Source organism: Microbacterium sp. (assembly GCF_047606685.1).
Lineage (GTDB): Bacteria > Actinomycetota > Actinomycetes > Actinomycetales > Microbacteriaceae > Microbacterium.
Genome location: NZ_JASGEC010000103.1, coordinates 17,444 through 27,674, shown reverse-complemented (window position 1 = coordinate 27,674; position 10,231 = coordinate 17,444). Strand labels below are relative to the sequence as shown.

The 10,231-nt window shown below is 72.7% G+C and carries 10 protein-coding genes; 8 read left to right on the top strand and 2 right to left on the bottom strand.

Annotation, left to right across the window (positions count from 1 at the left end):
* Nucleotides 1-93: 93 nt before the first annotated feature.
* Entirely contained in the window at nucleotides 94-993 is a 900-nt protein-coding gene (gene xerD, locus QM611_RS12600; RefSeq protein WP_415080264.1) for a site-specific tyrosine recombinase XerD, read from the top strand.
* A 113-nt stretch (nucleotides 994-1,106) separates the two neighbouring features.
* Here the strand turns inward: xerD and QM611_RS12595 are convergent, their stop codons facing one another.
* Together QM611_RS12595 and QM611_RS12590 are read right to left on the bottom strand one after the other, a co-directional pair.
* Nucleotides 1,107-2,396 (bottom strand): NAD(P)/FAD-dependent oxidoreductase, encoded by a 1,290-nt coding sequence (locus QM611_RS12595; RefSeq protein ID WP_415080263.1) that lies wholly within the window; start codon nucleotides 2,394-2,396, stop codon nucleotides 1,107-1,109.
* A gap of 1 nt (nucleotide 2,397) precedes the next feature.
* Complete coding sequence (locus tag QM611_RS12590) at nucleotides 2,398-3,480, bottom strand: semialdehyde dehydrogenase (RefSeq protein WP_415080262.1); 1,083 nt, start codon at nucleotides 3,478-3,480, stop codon at nucleotides 2,398-2,400.
* A gap of 111 nt (nucleotides 3,481-3,591) precedes the next feature.
* Here QM611_RS12590 and QM611_RS12585 point away from each other — a divergent pair, with 111 nt between their 5' ends.
* The 7 genes from QM611_RS12585 (at nucleotide 3,592) to der (ending at nucleotide 10,101) form a co-directional block, all read left to right on the top strand.
* Complete coding sequence (locus QM611_RS12585; protein ID WP_415080261.1) at nucleotides 3,592-4,449, top strand: ParA family protein; 858 nt, start codon at nucleotides 3,592-3,594, stop codon at nucleotides 4,447-4,449.
* 166 nt (nucleotides 4,450-4,615) lie between these two features.
* Complete coding sequence (locus QM611_RS12580) at nucleotides 4,616-5,371, top strand: segregation and condensation protein A (RefSeq protein WP_415080265.1); 756 nt, start codon at nucleotides 4,616-4,618, stop codon at nucleotides 5,369-5,371.
* A complete protein-coding gene (gene scpB / locus QM611_RS12575) occupies nucleotides 5,361-5,921 on the top strand; it encodes an SMC-Scp complex subunit ScpB (RefSeq protein ID WP_415080260.1) in 561 nt (186 codons plus the stop codon). Before QM611_RS12580 ends, scpB begins: the two co-directional genes overlap by 11 nt.
* Nucleotides 5,918-6,700, top strand: coding sequence for a pseudouridine synthase (locus tag QM611_RS12570; protein WP_415080259.1), 783 nt, complete (start codon nucleotides 5,918-5,920; stop codon nucleotides 6,698-6,700). Before scpB ends, QM611_RS12570 begins: the two co-directional genes overlap by 4 nt.
* Nucleotides 6,697-7,818 carry a prephenate dehydrogenase gene (locus QM611_RS12565; RefSeq protein WP_415080258.1) on the top strand — a complete coding sequence of 374 codons (1,122 nt, stop codon included), beginning with the start codon at nucleotides 6,697-6,699 and terminating at the stop codon, nucleotides 7,816-7,818. The genes QM611_RS12570 and QM611_RS12565 overlap by 4 nt, the downstream gene beginning before the upstream one ends.
* Nucleotides 7,811-8,569: a (d)CMP kinase gene (gene cmk / locus QM611_RS12560; RefSeq protein ID WP_415080257.1), complete on the top strand. Its 759-nt coding sequence runs from the start codon at nucleotides 7,811-7,813 to the stop codon at nucleotides 8,567-8,569. The genes QM611_RS12565 and cmk overlap by 8 nt, the downstream gene beginning before the upstream one ends.
* Nucleotides 8,566-10,101, top strand: a complete 1,536-nt coding sequence (gene der / locus QM611_RS12555; protein WP_415080256.1) for a ribosome biogenesis GTPase Der — start codon at nucleotides 8,566-8,568, stop codon at nucleotides 10,099-10,101. Before cmk ends, der begins: the two co-directional genes overlap by 4 nt.
* Nucleotides 10,102-10,231 lie beyond the last annotated feature (130 nt).

Genomic DNA, 10,231 nt, shown 5'->3' with positions numbered 1-10,231 from the left:
GCCCGCGGCTGGCGGACGCTCGGCGCCGCGGACGCGCCGTGGCCGCGGCGGTCGCTCCCGATCGGGGCGGCCCGCGCGTGAGGCGAGCCCGACGTGGAGCTTGACCGGGCTGTCGACGCGTACCTGCGCCACGTCACGGTCGAGCGCGGGCTGTCTGAGCACACTGTCGCCGCCTACCGGCGCGACCTCTCCGGCTACGTCGAGTGGCTCGTCGCGCGGGGAGTGGAGGAGTCGGATGCCGTGACGCCGGCGCTCGTGGCCGCGTTCGCCGCCGAGCGGGCCTCCGCGAGCCCGATGCCGGCGGCATCCAGCCTCGCCCGACTGCAGTCCTCGGTGCGGGGGCTTCATCGCTTCCTCGCGAGGGAAGGGCTCGAGCCGAGCGACCCGAGCGCTCGGCTGCGCCCGCCGAAACAGCCGAGCCGGCTGCCGAAGGCGCTCACCGTCGACCAGGTGGAGCGCTTGCTGGCAACGCCCGACGACAGCGTCATCGGGCTGCGCGACCGGGCCTTGCTTGAGTTGCTCTACGCGACCGGCGCGCGCGTGTCGGAGGCGGTGGGACTGGATGTCGACGACCTCGCGCACGGCGACGTGCTGCGTCTGCGCGGCAAGGGCTCCAAAGAGCGGATCGTGCCCGTCGGGTCGTACGCGCGCGCGGCGATGGACGCGTACCTCACGCGCGCGCGCCCCGAGCTGAGCCGGCGCGGACGGGCGAGCCCGCGCCTGTTCCTCGGCGCGCGCGGGGCCCCGCTGTCGCGGCAGAGCGCGTGGCTGGTCATTCAGCGGGCCGCCGAGCGGGCACAGCTCTCCGCGCGAGTGTCGCCGCACACGCTGCGGCACTCGTTCGCGACGCACCTGCTGCAGGGCGGCGCCGACGTGCGGGTCGTGCAGGAGCTGTTGGGGCACGCGTCGGTCGCGACGACGCAGATCTACACGCACGTCTCGGTCGAGGCGCTGCGCGACGTGTACGCCACGTCGCATCCCCGCGCTCGCTGACCCCGCCCGGCCCCTGAGCTTGCCTCGCCCGGCCGACCCGGGGCGCTGCTCGCGCGCACGAAACCCGCAGTCGCGCGTGCGAAACACGTGCGCGCCTGCAGGAAGCGACCGCGCTAAGCGCGCGGGGCCCCGCTGCACGGGGCGGCGGCGAACGCGGGCACGAGCTCGGGCGACATGACGCGGGCCTCCCGCGCGGGCCACCCGATCCACTCGCGGGCGGTGGCGAGAGCGACCCGGCGCGACGGCATGAACCAGTGGAAGAAGAACCAGCGCGCCAGCCACGCGGGCCACCCGGTCAGCTGCACGCCGTACAGCTCTGCCGCGCCGCGGCCGATTCCCAGGCTCGCGCCCTGCCCGAGCCCCGGGAAGCGGAAGCGCCGCGGGCACCGGCCGGTCACGGCGCGCACGACGTTCGCGCCGATGCGCTTGCCGTGGTGGATCGCCCACAGAGCGTTGGCCGGGCAGTCGCCACGGCCGGAAGGATGCGGGACGGCGGCGACGTCGCCGCCGGCCCAGATCCTCGGCCCGACGGCGAGGCGCCGGTTGGTGCGCACGCGGCCCGCCGCATCGCGGGCGAACGCCTCGAGGCCGGGCAGTGCGACGGGCGTTTGGCCGATCGTGGTCACCACCGTCGCGGAGCGGATGAAGCCGGCTTCGTCGAGGTCCGCCCCGTCTGGAGTCACTTCGGCTAGCCGCGTGCGGTCCAGCACCTCGACGCCCGCGGCGCGGGCCTCGCCCATCGCGTACTCCGCGATGCGGTCGAACCGGGGCCGCAACGCGGGCAGTGGCCGCGCGCCCGAGTGCACGAGCACCACGCGAGGCTTCCAGCCGGCGAGCTGCGGGGACGCGGCGACCGCCTCGCGCAGCCGCTGCGACAGCGCCGTCGCCGCCTCGACGCCGGTGAGCCCGGCCCCGGCGACCACGACGGTCAGCAGTCGCGCCCGCGCGACGAAGTCAGTGGTCTGGGCGGCGAGCGGCACGATCTGCTCCAGATGCGCCCGCAGAGCGGCAAGCCCCTCCGGATCCTTGAGCGACCACGCGTGCTCTCTCAGCCCGGGGACGCGCTCCACCGCGTCCCTGCTGCCGACGCCGACGACGAGCTGGTCGTAGCGGAGAGTGTGGATGCCGGCATCCGTCGCCACCGCGACCGTCCGTCGCTCCGGGTCGACCCGCACAGCCTCGCCACGCACGATCTCGACACCCGGCAGCAGACGACTCAACGGCACTTGCGCGTGCTCGGGGCGGACATGTCCGGTGACGACTTCAGCGGTCCAGCCGTGGAACGAGTGGTCCGGTGCCGCCGAGACGAGCGTCACGCGCGCGCCGACGCCCGCGCGCGAGATGGCGCGGGCACTCCAGACGCCGGTGTAACCGCCGCCCAGCACCACCACGTCAACGGCCATGTCACACCTCCGCGTCGACCAGGGCCGGCTCGGGCCACGCAACCGGCCGCCCGAAGGAGAGGGGCTCGGCAAGCGAGAACCCGAGGTGCGCGAACCGGCGCGCGGCGTCGCGCATGCGCGCGGCGTGCTCCACGCTCGCAGCGCCCACCGCGTCGACGGTGACGCCGTCGAACGCCATCAGCATCGTCTCGCACAGGCACGCGTACGCCAGGCCGCGCGGCAGGCCGATGTCGCCGCGGACGTCGATGCCCGGGATGGCGGCGAGGCCGCCATCGACCACGAGCACGTCAGGACGCTCGCGCTGCAAGGCGGGGTCGGTGTTGCGCGGCTGCGTGTCATCGAGCACGATCGCGCCGCGCTTGAGATGCGGCGAGCCGATGACGGCGTCGGCCGCCGAGGTCAGCACCAGCACGAGGTCGGCGTCGCGAACGGCATCCATCGACGTCGTCGTGCGCACCGACACACCGGACGCGCGCACGTTGGAGGCCAGGTCGTCGAGTCGGCGCTGGCCGCGGGCGATCAGGGTCAGGTCGGAACCGAGCGGCTCGTCGGCGAGGAGTCGGACGACGCACGACCCGACGCTGCCGGTGGCTCCGACGATCGCGATGTGCGTGCCGGGCGCGGCGGGCAGGAGGCGGCGGAGCCCCTCGACCGTGAGGTGCGCCGTGAAGGCGTTGCCGGTCGTGACGGTGATGCCGGGGCGTTCCCGCAGCAGCCGCCCCGCCCCTGTGACGGGCGTGTTCAAGGCGCCGAGTCCCACGATGCCGGCGCCGAGCGCCTCGGCCTTGTCGACGGCGCGCTCGATCCGGCCGAGGACCCAGCGGCGGTCTTCGGAGAGCATCTGGCGCGCGCCGACCGGCACGACGATGATCCAGCCCTCGGCGCCGTCGGCCGGCGACCGGTCGCTGCGGCGCACGGACGCGAGCGGAAGCGGCGGAACCGGCATCCGCCGCAGGCCCCAGTCCCAGGCGGATGCCGGGACCCGCCCCAGCGGTCCCCATACGCGGCCCATGTCCTCCGCGACGTTCGCGCGCGGATGGACGAGGAACGCGAACTTCTTCGCGCGTGTGGTGTCGGCGTGCACGGCGGCCCCCTTCTCGACGTGTCGAGTGCGAAGAGCACGGCCGCGTGCCCCGTGATACGCGGCGGGCGGTGGATAGAATCGAGCGAACGAGCACTGAAGGCGGGAGCATCCGTGGCGAAGAAGGACGAGACGCCGATTGGGCCCACCGGTCGTCCCTACCACGGCTTCCCCACCCCGCCGAAGCTCGCGCAACACGGCCCCGCGCGCATCGTCTCGCTGTGCAACCAGAAGGGCGGCGTCGGCAAGACGACGACCACGATCAACCTCGCGGCCGCGCTGGCCGACTACGGACGCAAGGTGCTCGCGGTCGACTTCGACCCGCAGGGCGCGCTGTCGGCCGGCCTGGGCATTCAGACCCACGACGTGACGACGGTGTACGACCTGCTCGTGGACTCCAAGCGCGACCCGCGCGACGCGATCCTGCCCACGGCCGTGGCCAACCTCGACGTCATCCCGGCGAACATCGACTTGTCGGCCGCGGAGGTGCAACTCGTCAACGAGGTCGCCCGCGAGTCGATCCTCTCCCGCGTGCTGCGAAAGGTCGCGCCCGACTACGACGTCGTTTTCATCGACTGCCAGCCCTCCCTCGGACTGCTGACGGTCAACGCGCTCACCGCGAGCCACGGCGTGCTCATTCCGCTGGAGTGCGAGTACTTCGCGCTGCGCGGCGTCGCTCTGCTCATCGAGACGGTCGACAAGGTGCGCGACCGGCTCAACCCGACGCTTCAGCTGGACGGGCTGCTGGCCACGATGTACGACGGCCGCACGCTGCACTCGCGCGAGGTGCTCGGTCGCGTCGTCGACGCCTTCGGCGACGACGTGCTGGAGACCGTTATCGGGCGCACGGTGAAGTTCCCCGACGCGTCGGTGTCGGGCATGCCCATCACCGAGTTCGCGCCCGAGCACAAGGCCGCCCAGGCCTACCGGCGCCTGGCGCGGGAGCTGGTCTCGCGTGGCGCCGTCGCCTGAGCACGACCCGTCGGTCGTTGAGCGAGGCCCGCAGGGCCGAGACGAAACGCGGCGACCGGATGAGACGGCCGTTGGCCCTTCGACAAGCTCAGGGACCGGGGAAGCGGCCCTTGAGCCTGTCGAAGCGGCCCCTGAGCCTGTCGAAGGGTTCCGGGTCTCGCTCGGCGTGTTCGACGGGCCGTTCGACCTTCTGCTGACGCTGCTGTCCAAGCACGAGCTCGACATCACCGACGTCGCGCTGGCGACAGTGACCGGCGAGTTCATCGCCTACCTGCGCGAGCTGGACGCGGACGAAGAGCTCGAGCAGGCATCCGAGTTCCTGGTCGTGGCCGCGACCCTGCTGGACATGAAGGTCGCTGGGCTCCTTCCGCAGGGGGAATTGGTGGATGCCGAGGCGGTGGCCCTCCTCGAGGCTCGAGACCTGCTGTTCGCCCGGCTGCTGCAGTACCGCGCATTCAAGGAGGTGTCGTCGTGGTTCGCCGAGCGGCTCGCCGCCGAGGACGGGCGCCACGCCCGCGCCGTGCCGCTCGAGCCGAAGTACCGCGAGTCGGCGCCCGAGCTGGTGTGGACGCTGTCACCAGACGACTTCGCGGCGCTCGCCATCCTCGCCCTCACCCCGCGCGAGATCCCGCATGTCGGCCTCGGCCACTTGCACGCGCCGCTCGTGAGCATCCGCGAGCAGGCGGCGATCGTTGTCACCCTGCTGCGCGACGCCGACTCGCTGACGTTCCGTGAGCTGGTTGCCGGCGTGCAGGAGGCGGGGGTCGTCGTCGCGCGGTTCCTGTCCATCCTCGAGCTGTACCGGCATGCCGCCGTCTCGTTCGAGCAGGTCGAGCCGCTGGGCGAGCTGACGCTGCGATGGACCGCCGAGCAGTGGTCGGCCGAATCGCTCGCTACGCTGGGGGCCGACTATGACAGATGATGTGACCCGGCAGCTCGAGGCGATCCTGCTGATCGTCGACGAGCCGCAGAGCCTCGTCTCGCTCGCCACCGCTGTCGGCGCCCCCGTCGCCGCGGTGCGCCAGGCCGTCGAGGCCCTCGTCGAGGACTACGACGGGCTCGCCGGCGGGCCGCGACGCGGATTCGAGCTGCGCGAGGTCGGTGGCGGCTGGCGCATCTACGTGCGCGCCGAGCACGACGCGCTCGTGTCGGAGTTCGTGAACGCGCAGACGCCGTCGCGGCTGTCGCAAGCCGCGCTCGAGACCCTCGCCGTCATCGCGTACAAGCAGCCCGTCACGCGCGGCCAGGTCGCCTCGATCCGGGCCGTCAACGTGGACTCGGTGGTGCGGACCCTGCTCGGCCGCGGCCTCATCGCCGAGCAGTTCACCGACGCCGAGACGGGAGCCATCCACTACGGCACCACCGACCAGCTCTTGGTTCAACTCGGCATCAACTCGCTCGACGAGCTGCCGCCGATCTCGCCGCTGCTCGACGACGGCGCCGACGGCTTCGACGACGAGACCCTGCGATGACCGGCGAGAGCGAGGGCGTGCGGCTGCAGAAGGTGCTGGCTGCTGCCGGGGTAGCGTCGCGCCGCGTCGCCGAACAGCTCATCGTCGACGGCCGCGTGCGGGTCAACGGCGCCACGGTCACCGCGCTGGGCACGCGCATCGACCCCGACACCGACCTCGTCGATGTCGACGGAACGGCCGTGCAGCTGGATGCCTCCAAGCGGTACGTCATGCTCAACAAGCCCACCGGCGTGGTCAGCTCGATGCGCGACGACCGCGGGCGGCCCGACCTGCGCCGCTTCACGAAAGAGTGGCCGGAGCGCCTGTACAACGTCGGCCGCCTCGACGCCGACACGAGCGGCCTGCTGGTCCTCACCAACGACGGCGAGCTGGCCCACGTGCTCGCGCACCCGTCCTTCGGGGTGACCAAGGTGTACATCGCGAAGGTCGCCGGCCGCGTCACTCCGCAGACGATTTCGCGCCTCACGAAGGGCGTCGAGCTCGACGACGGCCCGATCGCCGCCGACAAGGCGCGGCTGCTGCAGGCCCAGGCGGGGGAGTCGCTCGTGGAGCTGACGCTGCACTCGGGCCGCAACCGCGTCGTGCGGCGCATGATGGCGGCGGTCGGCCACCCTGTCGTCGAGCTCGTGCGCCGACAGTTCGGCCCGCTCCACCTGGGCACGCTCCCGGCTGGGCGGGCCCGCGAGTTGACTAAAGTGGAACGCGGCGCCCTCGTGACTCTTGCGCGCCGTGAGGCGGGTGATTCCACCCCGCCGGAGGCCCCCCAGGAGACCGAGTGAGCGATTCGACCGACCCGCGCGCGCTCCCGGCGCGCACACCCGGCACGGTGCGCATCGTGGGAGCGGGCCTGCTGGGCGCCAGCATCGGGCACGCGCTGACGGCCCGCGGCGTCGACGTCGCGCTCGCCGACTCGTCGCCGGCGCAGCTGCGGCTCGCGATCGACTACGGCGCGGGACGGGCGGCGACGGGCGGCGACGAGCCCGCGCTCATCGTCGTGGCCGTTCCGCCCGACGTGACCGCCGACGTGATCGCCGCCGAGTTGACGGCGCACCCCGGAGTGACGGTGACGGATGTCGCGAGCGTCAAGCTGCAGCCCCTGCGCGCGCTGCGCGCGCGGGGACTTGACCTCACGCACTACATCGGCTCGCACCCGCTCGCGGGCCGCGAGCGGGGCGGGGCGATCTCGGCGCGCGCCGACATCTTCGTCGGGCGGCCGTGGGTGGTCTGCCGCGACGGCGACACGCCGGCATCCGATCTCGCTCTCGTCGAGGGGCTCGCCCTCGACCTGGGAGCGATGCCCGTCGAGCTGACCCCCGAGGAGCACGACCGCGCTGTCGCGCTCACTTCGCACGTTCCGCAGCTGGTGGCGAGCCTTCTCGCCGGGCGGTTCGTCGACGCCGACGACGAGTCGTTGCAACTGGCCGGCCAGGGTGTGCGCGACACGACCCGCATCGCGGCGTCGGCGCCCGAGCTGTGGGTGCAGATCCTCGGGGCGAACGCCGGACCCGTGACCGACGTGCTGGATGCGCTGGCCGCCGACCTCGGCGTGGTCGCCGACGCGCTGCGCGAGCCCGACGCCGCGGGGTCGCGGCGGGCCGTGGCCGACGCCATCAGCCGCGGCAACGAGGGCGTCGCCCGACTGCCCGGCAAGCACGGGCAGCACCGCCGTCGGTTCGAGCCCGTCGTGGTGATGGTGGACGACACTCCTGGCCAGCTGGGCCGGCTCTTCGGCGAGCTCGGCGAGCTCGGCGTCAACGTGGAGGATTTGCGCCTCGAGCACTCGCCGGGCGCGCAGTTCGGGCTCGCTGAGATCAGCGTGGCGCCGCGCGCGGCGCGCCGCGCGCGGGAGGGGCTGGAAGAGCGCGGATGGAAGATTGCGAGCACCACCAATGACTGACCCTTCGACAAGCTCAGGGGCCGCTTCGACAAGCTCAGGGGCCGCTTCGACAAGCTCAGGGACCGGTCGCTTGACCCGGGACCACACACCGACCGTGGTCGCCGTGGACGGACCCGCGGGCAGCGGCAAGTCGAGCGTCTCGAAAGAGGTCGCGCGGCGGCTCGGCTTCGGCTACCTCGACACCGGAGCGGTGTACCGCGCGCTCGCGTGGCACGTGCTCTCGCACGGCGCCGACACGTCGGACGCCTCCGCCGTGGTCGACGCGGTGGGCGACTTCGACTGGACGGTGTCGGTCGACCCCGACCGCTTCTGGGTGCGCGTCGGCGAGACGGACGTCACCGACGCCATCCGCGAGCCGCGCGTGTCAGACGCCGTCAGCGGCGTCGCGCGCGTGCCCGCCGTGCGCGAGGGCGTCAACACGGCGTTCCGCGAGCTGGCCGGCGAGATCGACCGGCCGGGGATCGTTATCGAAGGGCGCGACATCACGACCGTCGTCGCCCCGGACGCGCCTGTCCGCGTGCTGCTGACCGCCGCCCCCGAGGTGCGCGCCGCGCGCCGCAGCAAAGAGCTCAGGGGAGAGGATGCCGTCGCTGTCGCCGCTGCTCTGCACAGGCGCGACGCGTCGGACTCGAAGGTCGTCGACTTTCTCTCCGCCGCGCCGGGCGTCGAGGTTGTCGACTCGACCGACCTGGATTTTGACCAGACCGTGCGAGCGGTGCTCGAGCTCGTGCAGGCGGGCAGGCGGGCATGAGCGGCATCCCCACGCCTGATGAGGAGTACAAGGCCGGACCCGACCGCCTGGAGGAGGCGCTCGCTAGCCTCGACGACGAGCTCGTCGAGCAACGCGCCTCGGCACTGCGCCAGGGCCTCGACGACTACGAGCTCGACGCCGAGGACGCCGAGTTGCTGGCCGGCGTCGTGCGCGGCGAGGACGGCATCGAGTACTCCCCGGCGCTGCCAGTGGTGGCCATCGTCGGCCGGCCGAATGTCGGCAAGTCGGCGCTCGTCAACCGCATCCTGGGCCGCCGCGAGGCGGTGGTGGAAGACACGCCGGGCGTCACGCGCGACCGGGTCACCTACAAGGCGGAGTGGCTCGGCCGGCGCTTCTCGCTCGTCGACACCGGCGGGTGGGAGCCCGACGCGCGCGGCATCGACGCGTCGGTGGCGGCGCAGGCCGAGATCGCGATCGACCTGTCGGATGTCGTGCTCTTCGTCGTCGACGCGATGGTCGGGGCGACCTCGACCGACGAGCAGGTGGTGCGCCTGCTGCGTCGCGCGGGCAAGCCCGTCTTCCTCGTGGCCAACAAGATCGACGACGCCCGGCAGGAGCCCGAGGCGGCGGCGCTGTGGAATCTGGGCCTCGGCGAGCCGTGGCCCGTGTCGGCGATCCACGGGCGCGGGGTGGCCGACCTGCTGGACGCCGTGATGAAAGTGCTGCCGGAGGTCTCGGCCGTGGCCGGGCAAGAGATCGGCGGCCCGCGACGCGTTGCGATCCTGGGGCGGCCGAACGTCGGCAAGTCGTCGCTGCTGAACAAGGCCGCCGGCGAGGAGCGGGTGGTCGTCAACGAGCTTGCCGGCACGACTCGCGACCCCGTGGACGAGATCGTCGAGCTGGCCGGCCGGCCGTGGCGGCTCGTCGACACCGCCGGCATCCGCCGCCGCGTGCACCTGCAGCAGGGCGCCGACTTCTACGCGTCGCTGCGAACCTCGACCGCGCTGGAGCGGGCGGAGGTCGCCGTCGTCGTGCTCGATGTGACGCAGCCGGTCAGCGAGCAGGACGTGCGGATCATCGAGCTCGTGCTGGAGTCGGGGCGCGCGCTCGTGCTCGCCTTCAACAAGTGGGATCGCCTGAACGATCCTGACATGGAGAACATCGATCGCCGCCGTTACCTCGAGCGCGAGATCGAGCAAGACCTCGCGCACGTGGCGTGGGCGCCGCGCGTCAACCTGTCGGCGCGCACCGGCCGCCACCTGGACAAGCTCGTGCCCGCGCTGGAGACCGCGCTGGAGTCGTGGGACACCCGCATCCCGACCGGCAAGTTCAACGCGTTTCTCACCGAGCTCGTCGCCGAGCACCCGCACCCGGTGCGGGGCGGGAAGCAGCCCCGCATCCTCTTCGGCACGCAGGCGGGCACGCGGCCGCCGACCTTCGTGCTGTTCACGACCGGGTTCCTCGACCCGGGCTACCGGCGGTTCATCCAGCGGCGCCTGCGCGAGCTGTACGGCTTCCAGGGCACGCCGATCGTCATCAACATGCGGGTGCGCGAGCGCCGCAAGCGCTGAGCGCGGGCCGAAAGCACCGGGCGCGTCGCAAAGGTGGCGCGTGGCGCCGCATCGCGCTGCGAAAGTGGCGTGTCGTGCCCCATCCCGCGCCACGACGCGGCACATTGCGACACTTCCGGCGAGGCGCCCT